General features: G+C 67.4%; 15 protein-coding genes. 12 read left to right on the top strand and 3 right to left on the bottom strand.

Features of this window, described 5'->3' with window-relative positions:
• Positions 1-2: 2 nt before the first annotated feature.
• The 3 genes from AC1RJW_RS28445 to AC1RJW_RS28435 are packed head-to-tail and all read left to right on the top strand — an operon-like array spanning position 3 to position 1,636.
• Positions 3-644, top strand: coding sequence for a hypothetical protein (locus AC1RJW_RS28445; RefSeq protein WP_493047903.1), 642 nt, complete (start codon positions 3-5; stop codon positions 642-644).
• A gap of 3 nt (positions 645-647) precedes the next feature.
• A complete protein-coding gene (locus AC1RJW_RS28440; protein WP_493047902.1) occupies positions 648-812 on the top strand; it encodes a hypothetical protein in 165 nt (54 codons plus the stop codon).
• Positions 770-1,636, top strand: coding sequence for a dioxygenase family protein (locus AC1RJW_RS28435; RefSeq protein ID WP_493047901.1), 867 nt, complete (start codon positions 770-772; stop codon positions 1,634-1,636). The genes AC1RJW_RS28440 and AC1RJW_RS28435 overlap by 43 nt, the downstream gene beginning before the upstream one ends.
• Here the strand turns inward: AC1RJW_RS28435 and AC1RJW_RS28430 are convergent.
• Complete coding sequence (locus AC1RJW_RS28430) at positions 1,633-3,072, bottom strand: DUF1501 domain-containing protein (protein ID WP_493047900.1); 1,440 nt, start codon at positions 3,070-3,072, stop codon at positions 1,633-1,635. The two genes, AC1RJW_RS28435 and AC1RJW_RS28430, sit on opposite strands and share 4 nt — an antisense overlap.
• A 10-nt stretch (positions 3,073-3,082) precedes the next feature.
• Complete coding sequence (locus AC1RJW_RS28425; protein WP_493047899.1) at positions 3,083-4,891, bottom strand: DUF1800 domain-containing protein; 1,809 nt, start codon at positions 4,889-4,891, stop codon at positions 3,083-3,085.
• Positions 4,892-5,302: 411 nt separating this feature from the next.
• Here AC1RJW_RS28425 and AC1RJW_RS28420 point away from each other — a divergent pair, with 411 nt between their 5' ends.
• The 9 genes from AC1RJW_RS28420 to AC1RJW_RS28380 all read left to right on the top strand — a co-directional run bounded on the left by AC1RJW_RS28420 (position 5,303) and on the right by AC1RJW_RS28380 (position 13,541).
• On the top strand, positions 5,303-5,869 hold the full coding sequence (locus AC1RJW_RS28420; protein WP_493047898.1) for a hypothetical protein: 567 nt from the start codon (positions 5,303-5,305) through the stop codon (positions 5,867-5,869).
• Between the two features lie 63 nt (positions 5,870-5,932).
• Positions 5,933-6,664 carry a hypothetical protein gene (locus AC1RJW_RS28415; RefSeq protein WP_493047897.1) on the top strand — a complete coding sequence of 244 codons (732 nt, stop codon included), beginning with the start codon at positions 5,933-5,935 and terminating at the stop codon, positions 6,662-6,664.
• A complete protein-coding gene (locus AC1RJW_RS28410) occupies positions 6,661-6,726 on the top strand; it encodes a GlyGly-CTERM sorting domain-containing protein (protein WP_197678704.1) in 66 nt (21 codons plus the stop codon). The genes AC1RJW_RS28415 and AC1RJW_RS28410 overlap by 4 nt, the downstream gene beginning before the upstream one ends.
• The gene (locus AC1RJW_RS28405) at positions 6,699-8,024 is read left to right on the top strand and encodes a hypothetical protein (protein ID WP_493047933.1); all 1,326 of its coding nucleotides are present in this window, start codon (positions 6,699-6,701) and stop codon (positions 8,022-8,024) included. The genes AC1RJW_RS28410 and AC1RJW_RS28405 overlap by 28 nt, the downstream gene beginning before the upstream one ends.
• 10 nt (positions 8,025-8,034) lie before the next feature.
• Positions 8,035-10,197: a hypothetical protein gene (locus tag AC1RJW_RS28400; RefSeq protein WP_493047896.1), complete on the top strand. Its 2,163-nt coding sequence runs from the start codon at positions 8,035-8,037 to the stop codon at positions 10,195-10,197.
• 20 nt (positions 10,198-10,217) lie between these two features.
• On the top strand, positions 10,218-11,246 hold the full coding sequence (locus tag AC1RJW_RS28395) for a PLP-dependent aminotransferase family protein (RefSeq protein ID WP_493047895.1): 1,029 nt from the start codon (positions 10,218-10,220) through the stop codon (positions 11,244-11,246).
• 20 nt (positions 11,247-11,266) lie between these two features.
• Positions 11,267-12,091, top strand: a complete 825-nt coding sequence (locus tag AC1RJW_RS28390) for a hypothetical protein (protein WP_493047893.1) — start codon at positions 11,267-11,269, stop codon at positions 12,089-12,091.
• Between the two features lie 45 nt (positions 12,092-12,136).
• Positions 12,137-12,787, top strand: coding sequence for a hypothetical protein (locus tag AC1RJW_RS28385; RefSeq protein WP_493047892.1), 651 nt, complete (start codon positions 12,137-12,139; stop codon positions 12,785-12,787).
• 19 nt (positions 12,788-12,806) lie between these two features.
• Positions 12,807-13,541: an amidohydrolase family protein gene (locus tag AC1RJW_RS28380; protein ID WP_493047890.1), complete on the top strand. Its 735-nt coding sequence runs from the start codon at positions 12,807-12,809 to the stop codon at positions 13,539-13,541.
• A gap of 6 nt (positions 13,542-13,547) precedes the next feature.
• Here the strand turns inward: AC1RJW_RS28380 and AC1RJW_RS28375 are convergent, their stop codons facing one another.
• Entirely contained in the window at positions 13,548-14,933 is a 1,386-nt protein-coding gene (locus tag AC1RJW_RS28375; protein ID WP_493047889.1) for a sigma-54-dependent transcriptional regulator, read from the bottom strand.
• Positions 14,934-15,026 lie beyond the last annotated feature (93 nt).

The raw sequence follows: 15,026 nt of genomic DNA, 5'->3' as shown, positions 1-15,026 counted from the left end.
CCATGAGCATCAGTGCCTTGAGTTCGACCAGCGCCGCCAGCCAGCTGAGCGCGTTCAGCCGCCTGGGCGGCGGCAATACCGGCGCCGCCAGCGGCGTGGGCGGCACGCGGCCGCCAAAGCCAGACGATGGCGCATTTCTCGACGCCATTGGCAGCGCCCTTTCATCGATCGGCGTGTCCGTCGACGCCAGCAGCAGTGACAGCGAAACGAGCGGTACCACCGCCAGCGGCGACGTGGGCCAGGCGCTGGGCGCCTTCCTGCACCAGCTGATGGGCAGCCTGCATGCGCAGAGCGGCGGCAGTGCTGGCGGGCAAGAGGAGGGCGGCGAACCGCCTTCCGGGCCGCCGCCCGGTGGCGCGCGCACTGGCGGCCCCGGCAATATCGAGTCGGACTTGCAAAGCCTGCTGCAAAAACTGTCCTCGTCCGGCAGCGATAGCAGCGGCAACAGCAGCGACAGCGCGGACAGCAGCGTGACGGACTTGCAGTCCAGCTTTGCCAGCCTGCTCGGCGCGCTGGGCGGCGATGAGGGCAGCGGCAGTAGCAAACTGGGCAGTTTCCTGCAGGCGCTGTCGGGCAGCCTGGGCGCGGCAAATGCGGGCGGCAGCCTGTCCGCCAGCGGCAACCTGGTCAATACAACGGCCTGAACCATGGAACGCAAGCTCGCCATGGCCGCCAGGAAGGCGCTTTCGCGCCATGCGACTCAGGCGCTGTTCCTGTGCGCCAGCATGAACCCGGCATTGGCGGGCTTGCCCCACTTGATGGAGTATGTATGGAGTTACATGATCACGGTCTGGCATCCGACCTCGAAATGATGCGGCGACAGGCGTTTGAGCGGCGGCAAGTCCTGCGCTGGCTGCTGGCCGGCGCCGCCACCTTGCCCCTGATCAGCTGCGGCGGCGGCACGGACGCCAGCAGTATGGCCGCAGGCAGCGCTGCCAGCACGGACACTTCCGGCAGCGCCGGCACCGTCACGCTACCGGCCACGGGCGCCTGCACGGTGATTCCCGAGGAAACTGGCGGGCCGTATCCGGCCGATGGCAGCAACACGAATGGCGGCAGCATCATCAACGTGCTGAACCAGTCGGGCGTGGTGCGCAGCGATATCCGCGCCAGTTTCAATGGCGCCACGGGGGTGGCGGCGGGCGTGCCGCTCACCATCAAGTTGCAGCTGCTCAATGCCAGCGGCGGCTGCGCCAGCCTGGCCGGCTACGCTGTTTATCTGTGGCATTGCGACCGGGAAGGCCTGTATTCGCTGTATTCGAGCGGCGTGACGGGGCAAAATTACCTGCGCGGCGTGCAGGAAACGGACAGCGCCGGCAACCTGGCCTTTACGACCATCTTTCCCGGCTGCTACGCGGGGCGCATGCCGCACGTGCATGTCGAGGTGTATCCCAGCCTGGCCAAGGCGGCGAGTGCCGCGAGCCGCATCAAGACGTCGCAGTTCACGTTCCCAATGGCAACATTGAACGAGGCCTATACGGCCAGCGGCTACACGGCCAGCGTGCGCAACCTAGCGCAGATCAGCTATGCCACCGACAATGTCTTCAGCGACGGCACCAGCCTGCAGATGGCCACGGTGACGGGCAATGCCACGGATGGCTACGTCGTCACCCTGACGATCGCCGTGAACGGTTAAGTTGTCGTCATGAAACCCAGGTCGCGCCGGCTGAAGTTGCCGATGTTCGGAAACACCTCGGCCAGCTGGCTGTCGGCCACGCCGAACCACTTTGCCAGGGTGGCGCCGTACTGGTCGACGGAGGTGGTCGGCAGCAGGGCGCCGGAACCCACGTCCAGCTCATGGCCCAGGCCCGTGACGGGGAAGGCGCCGTAGATGTCGCGGCCCTTCACGGCGCCGCCCACGACAAAGTGGTGGGCGCCCCAGCCGTGATCCGTGCCGTCGCCGTTGCTGCTGAAGGTGCGGCCGAAGTCCGACGCCGTAAACGTCGTCACCTGGCGCCGCAGGTCGGCCCCTTGCAAAGAGGCAAGGGTACTGTCGAAATACGCGAGCGCATGGGCCAGGCGGGCCATCAGGTCGGCATGCAGCACTTTTTGCCGGTCATGCGTGTCGAAGCTGCCCAGGGTCACATAAAACACTTGCCGTTTCGCCCCCAGAGGGCCGCGCCCGCCGATGATGCGCGCCACCGTCTGCAATTGCACGGCCAGCGGATTGACGCCGGACACGCCTGTGTTCGGATTGACGTAGGGCGGGGGATTGGGCACGCCGCCCGCGCCGGCGGCCAGCATGGCACCGCTGAGGATGCTCTGGCTGGAAATGGCGCGCTGCACCACGGCCACGTGTTCCTGTTCGATCAGGTCGCTGCCCGCATCGTTGATGATGGCTTGCAAGGCACCCGCGCCGCCCGTGCTGCCATACAGGCTGCCGCTCAGGCCGCGGATGGGCACGGCACCCGACTGGCCCACCTGGAACTGGCGTACCTGGCGTCCGCTGAGGAAGATGGTGTTGCCCGCGGCGGAAATGGCCGTGAACATCGCATTCGTATTGCCCGCGCCGGCCACGTCGCTGATGCGCCCGCCCCAGCCCGTGCTGGCGCCTTCCGGCGAACCCGATTGCCACGTCGATTGCTGGTCGTTGTGCGAGAACAGCTTGGGTGGCAAGGCCACGCTGCCGGCCTTGTACTGCGCCAGGGTGGCGGGCTGGATCAGGGTGCCCACATTGGCCACGACGGCAGCGCGGCCATTGTCGAACAGGTCTTTCAGGGGCGCCAGCTGGGGATGCAGGGCGAAGGCGCGGCCCGTTTGCGCAGTCGCGGGCACGATGGGCAATACGCCGCCCGTCTCGCCTACGCCGGGCAGATGGATGGAATCGGCGGCGCCCGTGTTGCGCAGGCGCGTGTATTCACTCCATGACGTGGGATCGGTGGCCAGCACCGTGTTGAAGGCGTCGTTGCCGCCTGCCATGAACAGGCACACCATGGCCTTGTAGTCGCCGGCCGATTGCGCGGCGGCGTTGCCCATGGCGGCCAGGTTCATGGCGAACGGCGCGGCCGTGGTGCCGGCCAGGCTCAGCATGGAACCGAGGAAGCGGCGGCGGGAAAATGGGAAGTTTTGCATGTGATCGCTCTTACTTTTGTACCAGGTAGGCCGGCGAGGCCATGGTCAGGAAAATGGCCAGCTTGACGCGGTTGGCCTGGGCCGTGGCCACTTGCGCGGCATTGCTGGCCGTGGCCGCGGGGATGCTGATGCCATTGACGGCGGTCAGGATTTGCCCGCGCAGCCTGGCGGGCATGCTGCCATGCATCAGCAGCAGGTCGATGCGGTCGAGCAGGGCGCCCGTATCGGCGGCCAGTGCCAGTTCGCGCGTGTAGTCGGGCTTGATGTCGCGGCCGTCGCCCACGCCGCTATTGATGGCTTCCTGCATGAAGTTCAGATAGCCCGTCACCGATGGCTCGGCCGTGTTCTGCAGCTCCGGCGCCACCAGGCCCGCGCTGGCCAGCGCGGAGTTGGGCGGCGTATAGGCGGGGCGGAAAAAACTGAATACGGAGGGCGGATTCAGCGGACTCTGTCCCAGGCCGCTCAAAGGGTCGTCCAGGTAATAGATGCTGTAGCGGCCGCTGGCAGGCCTGGCATCGAAGGCGCGCATCCAGCCGGCCAGGCGCAACAGTGGCTCACGCAACTTGCCCGTGCGCAAGGTGGTGCCGCCTGGGGCCAGTGCCTCGGGATCGAGCAGCACGGCGCGGATGACGGCCTGCATGTCGCCACGCACGCCGCTGCCATTGTTGGCAAACGCGGCGGCCACGCGGCCCACGTAGGCGGGGCTGGGATTGCTGCTGACCAGGCGCTGGATCAGCTGGCGGGCAAAGAACGGTCCCGCGTTCGGATGATTGAACAGGGTGTCGAGCGCCAGTTTCAGGTCCGCCTGGCCGCTGCTGGCGCCGGAAATGCTCTGGCCCAGGAAACGCTTGTCGCCGCTGGAATGAAAGGCCGCGTAGTTCTGCATCGGCTTCCAGTCGCGGTCGGGATCGATCGTGCTGCCATAGAAGCGCGCGGCGCTCTGGTCGGGACCGGCCCAGCTCCAGCCGGTAAACACGCGCGCCAGGCCCGCCACGTCGTCGCGCGTGTAGGTGTCGATGGGCTTGCCACCGGACAGTTTCAGGCTGCCATCCGCATTCAGCTGGTACAGGCCGATGGTAAACAGCTGCATCACTTCGCGGGCGAAGTTTTCATCGGGCGTGCGCGTGGCCGATTCCTTCTGGTTGCGCAGGTGGGACAGGTACATGCCCATCATCGGATGCAGGGCCACGCCTTCCAGCAGGTCGCGGAAGTTGCCAAAGGCACGCTGGCCCAGCATGTCGTAATAACTGGCTACGCCACGCACTTGTGGCCGCACGGACTCATTCTGCATAGAAATGACAAAGATTTCCGACAGGGCGAAGGCCATGCGCTGGCGCAATTGATCCTCGCCGCGGATACCCTGCTGCCAGAAGGTTTCATACATCCCCGTAAAACCCACTTTTTGCCCGCCGGCCGCCTGCGCCGCCAGCATGGCGTCGATATATTTGCGGTGCAAAGTTTGCGGCTTGGAAAACTGGGCCTTGAACCAGGCGTCGCTGTCGCTGGCGGCCAGCGCATCGATGGCCGCCATGTCGGGGCCGAACGTGGCGCGGCCCAGGAAACGCGACGCCTCCTGGCGCGTGAAGGTGGTGGCCGCCTGGCCGGCCGGTGGCGTGGTCAGGGGCGGCGGCGCGATGGTGTCGCCGGGCGTGGTGGTGCCGGGGGCTGCCGGATCGCCGGGGATGGCGGTCGCTGGCGGCACGACCGAGATGTCCGGGTTCTGGGTGGAGCCGGTCTTGCTGTCGCCGCCGCCGCCGCAGGCGGAAAGCAGGCTGAACAAGATGGCGGCCAGCAAACGGCGCAAAATAGAGTCAGTCATTTAGTTTCTTTCAGGCAATCAAATTCTAGCCCGCTAATTGTAGGCCTTGCCTACCAAAATACTGTTTTCAATTAACTATTTACGTGTTGGCCACGTTTATTTTTGCCGGACGTTGGCGTGGCGTTGATGCCATTTTCGGTACGGTAGCGCGAACTTTATTTTTTAAGAATAAAAAATATTTTTTGCCGATCGCGGGCACTGTGGCGGATAGGCGACGTAATCATTCCTGCCAATTAAGCTTGTTTGAAAGCTCATCTTGACAACGAAACTCGCTTCGCCGGAAACCATGGTTTTTATCCCATCGGCGAAACGCCGTTCGCCGCCCGCCCCGTTCTTTCCCCTCGTTTGACTGGCATGGCCCTTGCGTCAGGGAGGCATGGACCACCCGTCCGTCCTTCACCGGAGCCCGTCATGACCAGCCGCCTGCTCGCCTATCGTCCCGAAATGGAATTGCCGGAAGCGCCGGGCGTGCTGTCCCTGCAGCACGAAGATGAGCTGGCACTGGCGGCGCAGTTGCTGGAATTGCAGGCGCCGTCCCAGTTCGACGCTTTCCTGGCGCGCCAGCTGGGCGCCACGGCGGCGGGCCAGCAAGTGCGCGGCACGCCGCTGGAAGGGCCGCTGCGCCAGCTGCTGGACAAGCTGGTGGCGCCCCTGTTGCCCTTGCATGGCGGTTCGCCGCAGGCGCTCAAGCGGCGCGCTGCCGGCATCTTCGGCATGGAACTGGAGGGATTGAGCCCGGAAGACAAGGAATTCGAACTGGCGCGCCAGGTCGTGCATCTGATCGATGCCGTCAATACGGCGCTGGCGCAGGACGCCGGCACGGGCGCGCGCGCGCCCAGGGCGCGGGTGGAAACGGCCCTGTTGCAAGTGGCACGCAGCGTGGCGCCAGGCTTGCTCAGGCAGGCGGCGCAATCGCCAGGGCGGGACGGTGGCCGCTGGCGCCGCGAGGGCGGGCACATCGTCGTGCTCGATTGTTAGCCGGACGGCCAGTGCGTCCGGCACTGTAGTGTCAACAGAGGTGCTAACTTTTAGGAGCTCATCATGCATGACATAGATCGTACGACCCTGGAATACGGGCAGGAAATGTCCGGCTTTGAAGCGGAACAGTTCGAGTTTGGCCAAGGCGAGTGGAGCGGCGAGGGTGGCGCGAACGCCATGTTTTCCGAGGCCGAAGAAATGGAACTTGCCAATGAACTGCTGTCGGTCAGCAATGAAGCCGAACTGGAACAGTTTCTCGGCAATTTCCTGCGCAAGGCCGCCTCGGTGGCGGGCGGCATCATCAAGTCGCCCGTGGGCCAAGCCATCGGCGGCGTGCTCAAGGGCGTAGCGAAAAAGGCGATTCCCCTGGCCGGCGGCGCCATCGGCGGCTATTTCGGCGGCCCGCTGGGGGCCAAGATCGGCAGCGGCCTGGCCTCGGCCGCCGGCAATGCGCTGGGGCTGGAAGCGGAGGCGTCGTCGAACGAAGACCGCGAATTCGAGGGTGCCAAGCAGTTCGTGCGCCTGGCTGCCGACACCGTCAACCGCGCCGCGCAGGCACGCGGTTCGGGCGACCCGCGCGCCATCGCCCAGGCGGCCGCCAGCGCGGCGGCGCGCCAGTTCGCGCCCGGCCTGCTGGGCCGCCCCGGCAGCCAGGTCGCCACACAGAACGGCAGCGGCGCCGCTGCGGGCGGGGCCATGGCGCAGGGCGGCGCGGCAAGGGGCTCGGCGGGCATGCGCCCGTCCAGCGGGCGCTGGGCGCGCCAGGGCCATAAAATCGTCCTGTACGGCGTCTGACATCATGGCCATCGGCGCTTACGCTGCCTGGATGCTGGCGCAGGAGGCGCGCTCGCTGCTGACGCGGCTGGCGCGGCTGGAACCATTCGCGCTGATCGAGCCGACGGTGCTGGCGGCCGCCCTGATGCCCAGCGCCCAGTCGGCCATCGAAAGCCAGCTGGTGCAGGGACGGCGCGAATTGCGGCGCATGGTGGCCCAGTTCCAGCGCTGGCTGCGGCGCGAGCACGCCGATGGCGCCAGCATGGCCACCGCCGCCGAGGCGCAGCGCCGCTTCACCTTCCTGCGCCTGAAATTCAATGCCGCGCTGACCCAGTTCGACCTGTTCAACGAGGTCATCACGCAGCGCAGCGAGCACAAGACGGGCGTCTGGCTGGCCGGGCTCGACATCGTCGCCGCCGACGCGCTGGCGCTGCCCGGCAATGTGTACCAGGCGCCGCCCGTGATCTGCTACCTGGACCGGGGGCCGGGCGCGGCCATCCGCCGCGCGCGCACGCGCCTGCCGGGCGGCGGCGACAATCCCGTCGCCATCATCCGCCTGCCGCGCGAACGCATGATCGGCAGCAGCATCGCCTCGTCGCTGGTGCACGAGGTGGGCCACCAGGGCGCGGCGCTGCTGGACCTGGTGGCGTCCTTGCGGCCCGTGCTGCAAGCCATGCAGCATGGCGGCAGCGGGCTGGTGCACGTGTGGCAGCTGTGGGAACGCTGGATTTCCGAAATCGTGGCCGATTTCTGGTCGCTGGCACGGGTCGGCGTGGCCGCCACCCTGGGCCTGATCGGCGTGGTCAGCCTGCCGCGCGTGTTTGTCTTCCGCCTCAATATCGACGATCCCCATCCGGTGCCCTGGCTGCGGGTGCGCCTCAGCTGTGCCATGGGGCGCGCCTTGTATCCGCATCCGCAATGGAACCGGCTGGAGCAGCTGTGGCTGTCGTACTACCCGCTGACCGGCCTGCCGCCGGCCCGGCAGCGGCTGCTGGCGCAGCTGCAGGCCAGCATGGCGGCGCTGGTGGGCTTGCTGGTGCAGCACCGGCCGCCGGCCTTGCGCGGCGGCTCGCTGACCGAAGCCATGGCCGTGCACACACGCCAGCCGGCCATGCTGGCGCAGCTGTTTCGCAGCTGGACCCTGGCGCCGGCGCAGATGTACCAGGCCGCGCCGACCCTGGTATTCGCCGTGCTGGGCCAGGCGCGCGCCAGCGGCACCTTGAGCCCGGAAGATGAAAGCGAGCTGCTGGGGCGTTTGCTGACCCACTGGGCCCTGCGCAGCACGCTGGACACGTCGGAGCTGTGCGCCGATGTCGTGCGGCATGGCCGCCAGTCCGGCAGGCCGCTGCCGCCCTTGGTATCCCGTTTGATTATCCATTGAGGAGAATGACATGAGCAGCAAGATGAGCAGCAATATGGGCGGCAAGAACAGGGGGGCGGGCCAGGCGGGTCCGAAACACCATGGCGGCAGCATCGCTGTCACCGTACACGAGCAGGACAGCGGGGCCATGGTCGTCAATGCCGCCATCAGCCTGTACCGGGGAGCCGAGGCGGATTGCCACAACTTCAATGCCGCCACCTGGGTGCCCGATCCCGCCATGCTGGTGGGCGTGCGCTGGACGGATGGGCGTGGCAGCACCGTGTTTGCCGACCTGACGACGGGCAGCTACGTGGGGGTGTATGGCAATTTCCCCGCTACGCCGCCCCAGTGCGTGACGGTGCAGGCAGGCTGCAGTGCCGTATTGTGCTTCAAGCCGCACCTCAATCCCCAGGTGGCGCTGGCGTTTGAAACGGCCGACTGCCATCCCAGCGACTGTCAGTTCGGCAGGGTGGGCGACCGTGCCATCGCCAGCGTCTCGTTTGACGGCGATCAAAGCGCCGACGGGCGCGACCAGGTGCAGGTGCTGGCCGCCTCGCCGTGGGTACCCATACGCGGCACGCCGAACGCGTTTTCCACGCCCGTGCGGCGCGCCGGCATGCACCGTTTCATGGCGCAGATGATGCTGTCGCAGCGGCCCGAACTGCGCGGCGCCTTGCCCGTGCCGGAGGGGCTGAGCCCGAACGCCATGCTGGCGCTGGATGCGGAATACGAGACGGAAGAGCGCCAGCCGCAGCCCATCTCCGGCAATGTGGGCGTATCGCTGACGCGCACGGAAACGGAACCGACGGAAGACTTGCCGCTGTGGACCTTGATACGCAACAGCACCGAGGCGATGTCGTTTACGAATTACCTGCATTTCATGGACAGCCTGTTTTGCGGCGACCTGGCCAGTGTGCGGGGCTTCGAGCAGGAACGCTTCGTGAAAAAGGCCGACATGTTCCAGCAGCTCAAGCAGCGCCGCGCATTGCCGTTTTCCGATTCCGACTCCTACCGCGTGCTGAAAGTGGCGACGGAAGCGTTCGTGATGGTGAATTGCGGCGTGCTGAACCAGCCGCTGGCCTTCAATCCGGCCGAGGACAACGCCTACCTGGACCGGCGCGACATACCGCAAGGGCGCGACCTGGAAACCGTGCTGCGCAACGATTACCTGGAAAACATCGACGGCTTCCAGACCTTGCCCTACCTGGCCGTGATCCGCCGCAAGCTGCCCGATATCCCCATCAGCATCCCAAGGGGGCAGGAAGGCGAGGTCGACCTGTGCTTTGGCATCATCCAGGAAAAGCTGGCCAATCCTTGCCTGCTGGAACTGATCTGGTCGTACTGGCATGAAGAGGGCATGCTGGTGCAGACCATGAATGCCATCGCGCAGCGTTTCCAGAACCTGCGCGCGCCGGGCAACCATCTCGATCCCCTGTCGAACACGGAAATCGACATGCTGCGGCCGCTGAATAATTTACTCTGGGGATACACGCAGGATGAACAGCACCGCTTGACGGTGATGCGCCGCAACTACGAGTACGACCACCATTACGGCGTGCGCCTGGACGGCAAGGCGGTCCAGCACTTCCGGCCAGCCGACAGCCGCTCGAAATTCCTGGAAGCCTTCCACCATTTGCTGCGCCTGCTGACCTCGTTCTACAAGCAGGATGACGACACCACCGTGAAGGCGGATGCCTTTCCCGTGCTAAATGCCTTGAAGGAAATCCACCTGATCCTGTCGCAGGGCGCGCACAACCAGTTCGGCGACTTGCCGTCGACGGCGCGCATCGAGATGCTGATGCAGCAATGGATGCTGGCGCGCCCCGAGTTCCGCGAATTCTTGCCGACGCGCGTGATGGTGGCGTATCCGGAACCGTGGATGGACCGGGTCGATGCCATGAAGAAACTGCAGGGCTGGACGGACACGAGCGTGATGCATTTCCGTAACCTGGCTATCTTTGGCGAGCAATTGCTGCTGTCTGTGCGCTACGGCAACTGGAGCGACATCTATGAACCGACCCAGGCGTTCAACTGGGCGCGCTTCTGGCGGCCGCAAGTGCAAGGCTATATCCACGGCTACCGCGCCGCCACCGGGGTTGATTTGTCCGTCGACAGCAGCGACCCGGTGGTCGAATCGACCATGCCCTCGGTGTTGCTGCGCCAGCGCCTGAGCCAGCAGTTGCGCAGCGTCTAGGGCGGGAGCGGGGCGCGTGCATGCTCGACTTTACCAGTGCCCTGTACCTGGGCATGCGCCATCCGGCGGCTCAGCTGATGCCGTGGAGCAGCCTGACCCTGGGCCAGCCGGCCGCATTGCAGGAGCCTCCTGGTGCGCAAGTCCTGGCGGCGGGCCTGGCTGCCCTGCAAGGCTGCGAGGCTGCCTGCGTGTTGCCGTCGACCCTGCACCTGTTCTGGGACCTGTTCGGCATGCTGGCTGCCGAGCGGCTGGTGATCCTCGTCGATGGCGGCAGCTACGCCATCGCGCGCTGGGGCGCCGAGCGGGCGCAGGCGCTGGGTTTGCCGCTGCGATTGTTTCCCAGCGGCGAGATGGGGGCGCTGCGGCGCCTGGTGGCGGCCTGGGGCCGGCAGGGGCGGCGTCCATTGATCCTGGCCGACGGCTATGTGCCGGGCAGCGAACAGGTCTTGCCGCTGGCCGCTTATGCGGCCCTGGCGCGCCAGGGCGGCGGCTACCTGCTGCTGGACGACACACAGGTGCTGGGCGTGGCGGGCGCGCAAGGCGGCGGCTCGGCGCGGCTGCACGGCTTGCGGGGCGCGTACGACAAGGCGGGCGGCCACCTGATCGTTGGCGCCTCGCTGGCCAAGGGCTTTGGCGTGCCGCTGGCCGTGCTGGCCGGCAGCGGCGCCCTGCTGCGGCGCTTCGCGGCGCACAGCCAGACGCGCGTGCATGCCAGTCCGCCTTCGGCCGCCGTGCTGGCCGCCGCGCAGCGGGCCATGGCGCTCAATGCACGCCATGGCGCTCAATGCACGCCATGGCGACGCCCTGCGCGCGAGGCTGGCGGACAGGGTGGCGCAATGGCGGACGGGAATGGCGGCGGCCGGCATCGCTTGCCGGGGCGGCAGCTTTCCCGTGCAGCGCCTGCCCGGACGCGCCCACTTGCAGCCAGCCTTGCGCGCGGCGGGCGTGCTGGCGCTGGCGCAAGCGGGGGAAGGTCCCGGGGCGCTGACTTTTCTGCTGCGGGCGGATCAGACGCCCGGGCAACTGGAGCAGGCGATGGATTTGCTTGAACATCACATCAGGAGGCGATATGAACGACGCGTTTGAAATGCTGCCCTTTGCCGGGCAAGCGGGAGCGGCAGGTGAATACGAGTGGGAGCAGGAGTGGGCGCAGGAGGGTGAATCCGAGTCCGAGTGGGAAGGCGAGCGCTGGCGCCCCGGCAGCGTGCGCCATGGCGGCGGCGTGCGCGCGCGGCCCCCGCTGCGCGGCCCGCGCCGCCCCATGCCGCCACGCTACCAGGCGAATCCGGCGCGCCGGCCGCCGCGCCCCGCGCCGCCGCTCTTTCCCTACCTGCCGCCGCGCTACCGGGGCTGGGGCGGCTATGCTCCCGTTTACCCGGCCATCTATCCATCGGCCTATCCCGTGGCGGAACCGGCTTTCGGCGACCAGCAGGAGCCGGAACCTGACCAGGATCAAGGGCAGGACCAGGGACAGGATGACGGCCAGCAGCAGGGCGAGATCCCGCCGACCCTGGCCGGCACCATGGGCCGGGTGCCGGAAGCGGCCGCACTGAATTACCTGGCACTGGGGGCGCTGGCCAATGCCCTGCGCGACCCGAATGGCCGGGGGCCGGGCCTTTACGTGATCGAATTCGATGCGGGCGGACGGCGCCGCGCCTACAGCGGCCAGACGGACGATCTGCACCGGCGTTTGCTGCAGCACCGGCTGTGCGGCCAGATGATGGGCGTGGACCTGAGCGGGCACCAGGTGTATGTGGCGCCCCTGTCCTCGGCGGCGCAGCGGCGCCGCATCGAGCAGGGCATCCACGACGACATGTTCGCCAACCAGCGCGGCGTGCTGACCAATCAGCGGCGCGAACTGGAACTGGCCGTGCTCGGCGAAATGTGGAGCTGAATGTGGACCCGGCAGCCACGCCTTGATCACTGGAAGGAGAGCATCATGCATCAACTCGAATGCGCATGCGCGCAATGCCGGCAGCGGGCCGGCGCCGCGTTTGAAGTGCTGGAATTCGGCCAGGACTGGCCCGGCAAGGGCGCGGCGCCGGCCGTCTTCGGCGAAGAGGAAGAACTGCAGCTGGCCATGGAATTGCTGGAAGTGGCCAGCGAGGAGGAACTGGAGCAGTTTCTCGGCAATGTCTTCAAGAGCGTCTGGAAGGGCGTCAAGAAAGTGGGTTCGACCATCGCCAAGGTGGCCAAGCCCCTGGGCGGCGCCTTGAAGGCCGTGGCCAAGACTGCCTTGCCCTTTGTCGGCGGCGCCCTCGGTTCGATGATCCCGATACCGGGCGTGGGCACGGCGCTCGGTTCTGCCCTGGGGCGCGCGGCCAGCAATGCGCTGGAGCTGGAAATGGCAGCCGAGGCGCCGGCCGACCGTGAACTGGAGCTGGCGCGCCGCTTCGTGCGGATCGCGGGACAGGCGGCGCGCCTGGCGGCCGACGGCGATGGCAGCGCGCGCGCCGTGGAAAGCGCGCTGACGCGGGCCCTGCACCAGCAATTGCCGCATTTCCGCTCGCCTGCGCCGCAACAGGAAGAGGAAAGCGGGCGCTGGCGCCGGCGCGGCAACCGCATCGTCGTCATGGGCGACTGGCATTGAGAGCAGGAAGGAGGCGGCCATGGCGCTGGTCATCGATTGCCACTGCCATGCGGGACCGGGCGACGGCTTGAGCGGGCCGTGGGACAGCGATGCGCCGCTGCACGCCTATCTGCGCCGGGCCCAGGCGGCCGGCATCGCCCGCAGCGTGCTGTTCGCGGCCTTCCACTCCGATTACGCGATCGCCAACCACGGCGTGGCGCGCCTGGTCGCCTCCGATCCGCAGCGTTTTTATGGTTTTGCCTTCGTGCATGCGCGGCGCGACCGGGGCCGCATCATGGACCTGGTGCGCACGGCCGTCGAGCGGTATGGCTTTGTCGGCATCAAGGCGCACCGGTTTGACGCGCGCATCAGCGGCGAAGTATGCGACGCGGCGCGTTTCTTCGGCTTGCCCGTGCTGTATGACCCGGCCGGCGAAGCGGCCGTGGCCGAACTGCTGGCGCAGCAGTATCCTGACGTCAACTTCATCCTGCCCCACCTGGGCAGCTTCAGCGACGACTGGGCGGCCCAGCTGGCGCTGATCGACCATCTGGCGCGCCACCGCAACATCCATACGGACAGCTCGGGCGTGCGCCGCTACGATTTGCTGGAGCAGGCCGTGCGCCGCGCAGGGCCGCACAAGGTTTTGTTCGGTTCGGACGGGCCCTGGCTGCATCCGGGGCTGGAATTGCACAAGATTCACTTGCTGGGCTTGCCGCCGCGCGATGCGGCGCTGATCACGGGCGGCAATTTTTTGCGCCTGGCGGGGCTGGCTTGAGGCAGATCAAAGGGGCGCTGGCGAGGCCGGGGTGGCGGCTGCAGCCGCTTGCGCCGCGCAGGCGGCCGCCTTGCGGCGTATCTGCAGGGCGCGGTCCGTCACGCCCAGGCGGGCGGCGGCGCGCTGGTTGTTGCCGTGTTCCTCCGCCAGCACCAGGCGGATGGCCACGTCGGTGGCGCAGCGCGTGATGTGCGACAGCTTGCAGCCTTGGGCCAGGGCGCGCCGCACGGCCGCTTCGAAATGCTGGTCGGGCCAGCGCGGCGCCAGCAGCCGTTCGTCGGGGGGCAGGGCGCCGATGGTGATGGGGCCGGGGCCGCAATGGCGGTGCCAGATGCGCGTGACGGTCTGGCGCAGTTCGCGCACATTGCCCGGATAATCGCGCAGCAGCAGGTATTCGCGCACGGCGGCGTCCAGCGGGGGCGGCTCTTGTTGCGCCAGTTCGGCGAGGAAATGCCGGGCCAGCGGCAGGATGTCGTCCTGGCGCTCGCGCAGGGGCGGGGTTTGGCAACGCCAGCCGGCGATGCGGTAATACAGGTCGGCGCGAAAGGCGCCGCGCGCCACTTCGTCTTCCAGTTCGCGGTTGGTGGCGCAGACGAGGCGAAACTGGGTTGGCTGCCAGGTATTGCCGCCTACGCGCTTGTATTTGCGCTCCTGGATGGCGCGCAGCAGCTGCGCCTGCAGTGGCAGCGGCAGTTCGCCCACTTCATCGAGGAAGAGCACGCCGCCGTCGGCGAGGGCGAAAGCGCCGTCGCGCGCTGCCGCCGCGCCCGTAAAGGCGCCTCGTTCATGGCCGAACAGTTCGCTGCCAGCCAGGTCCGGCGACAGGGTGGTGCAGTCGAGGATGGTGAAGTCGCCGCTGCAGTTACTGAGGCGGTGCACCAGTTGCGCCAGTAAATCCTTGCCCGTGCCCGTCTCGCCCATGATCAGCATCGACGCCTGGCTGAAGGCGGCCATTTCCACCACCTGGTGCAGCAGGGCGGTCCAGGCCGCGCTGTCGCCCACCAGCTGCCGGCGCACGGCGCCGGACGTCAGCAGCTGCGCCACGGCTTGCCAGCGCTGCAGGCGCGCCAGCACCTGGGCCGTATCGACGCTGCCCGCCGGCCACAGCAGGACATCGAGCGCGCCGGCGGCCATCAGCGCGCGCTTTTGCGCGCAGCTGGGGGCCTGGCCGCAGGCGGCAATGGCCAGCACGCGGGCATGGCCGCACAGCGCCGGCAGCGCCTGCAGCAGCGCGGCATCGGCCTCGGCAAACAGCACGATGCCTGCGGCGTCCGCCTCGCCATCGTGCCGCCGGGCTACAGTTACCTGAGCCTGCTTCAAGGCCGTCATCAGCAAGGCGCCACTGCCAGCCGCCGCCTGCTGCACGATTTCCAGCCACACCTTGAGCGTCATATGCCAGCCATCACGAGGGCACGAGTCGCCCATCTTAGGAGTCCGATACCCCAGCCGTTTGATCTGGCGCAAGCGTGCGCAGGAGGCCCACAA

The sequence above is a fragment of the Janthinobacterium sp. GW822-FHT07A03 genome, from assembly GCF_058798815.1.
This window is presented reverse-complemented; position numbering and strand designations above follow the sequence as displayed.

Excerpts from the sequence above, each read along its gene's own strand:
- AC1RJW_RS28395 (WP_493047895.1), top strand. The coding sequence starts at position 10,218 with ATGCTCGACTTTACCAGTGCCCTGTACCTGGGCATGCGCCATCCGGCG.
- AC1RJW_RS28385 (WP_493047892.1), top strand. The coding sequence starts at position 12,137 with ATGCATCAACTCGAATGCGCATGCGCGCAATGCCGGCAGCGGGCCGGC.
- AC1RJW_RS28430 (WP_493047900.1), bottom strand. The coding sequence starts at position 3,072 with ATGCAAAACTTCCCATTTTCCCGCCGCCGCTTCCTCGGTTCCATGCTG.
- AC1RJW_RS28375 (WP_493047889.1), bottom strand. The coding sequence starts at position 14,933 with ATGACGCTCAAGGTGTGGCTGGAAATCGTGCAGCAGGCGGCGGCTGGC.
- AC1RJW_RS28380 (WP_493047890.1), top strand. The coding sequence starts at position 12,807 with ATGGCGCTGGTCATCGATTGCCACTGCCATGCGGGACCGGGCGACGGC.
- AC1RJW_RS28440 (WP_493047902.1), top strand. The coding sequence starts at position 648 with ATGGAACGCAAGCTCGCCATGGCCGCCAGGAAGGCGCTTTCGCGCCAT.
- AC1RJW_RS28400 (WP_493047896.1), top strand. The coding sequence starts at position 8,035 with ATGAGCAGCAAGATGAGCAGCAATATGGGCGGCAAGAACAGGGGGGCG.
- AC1RJW_RS28415 (WP_493047897.1), top strand. The coding sequence starts at position 5,933 with ATGCATGACATAGATCGTACGACCCTGGAATACGGGCAGGAAATGTCC.
- AC1RJW_RS28435 (WP_493047901.1), top strand. The coding sequence starts at position 770 with ATGGAGTTACATGATCACGGTCTGGCATCCGACCTCGAAATGATGCGG.
- AC1RJW_RS28390 (WP_493047893.1), top strand. The coding sequence starts at position 11,267 with ATGAACGACGCGTTTGAAATGCTGCCCTTTGCCGGGCAAGCGGGAGCG.
- AC1RJW_RS28420 (WP_493047898.1), top strand. The coding sequence starts at position 5,303 with ATGACCAGCCGCCTGCTCGCCTATCGTCCCGAAATGGAATTGCCGGAA.
- AC1RJW_RS28425 (WP_493047899.1), bottom strand. The coding sequence starts at position 4,891 with ATGACTGACTCTATTTTGCGCCGTTTGCTGGCCGCCATCTTGTTCAGC.
- AC1RJW_RS28445 (WP_493047903.1), top strand. The coding sequence starts at position 3 with ATGAGCATCAGTGCCTTGAGTTCGACCAGCGCCGCCAGCCAGCTGAGC.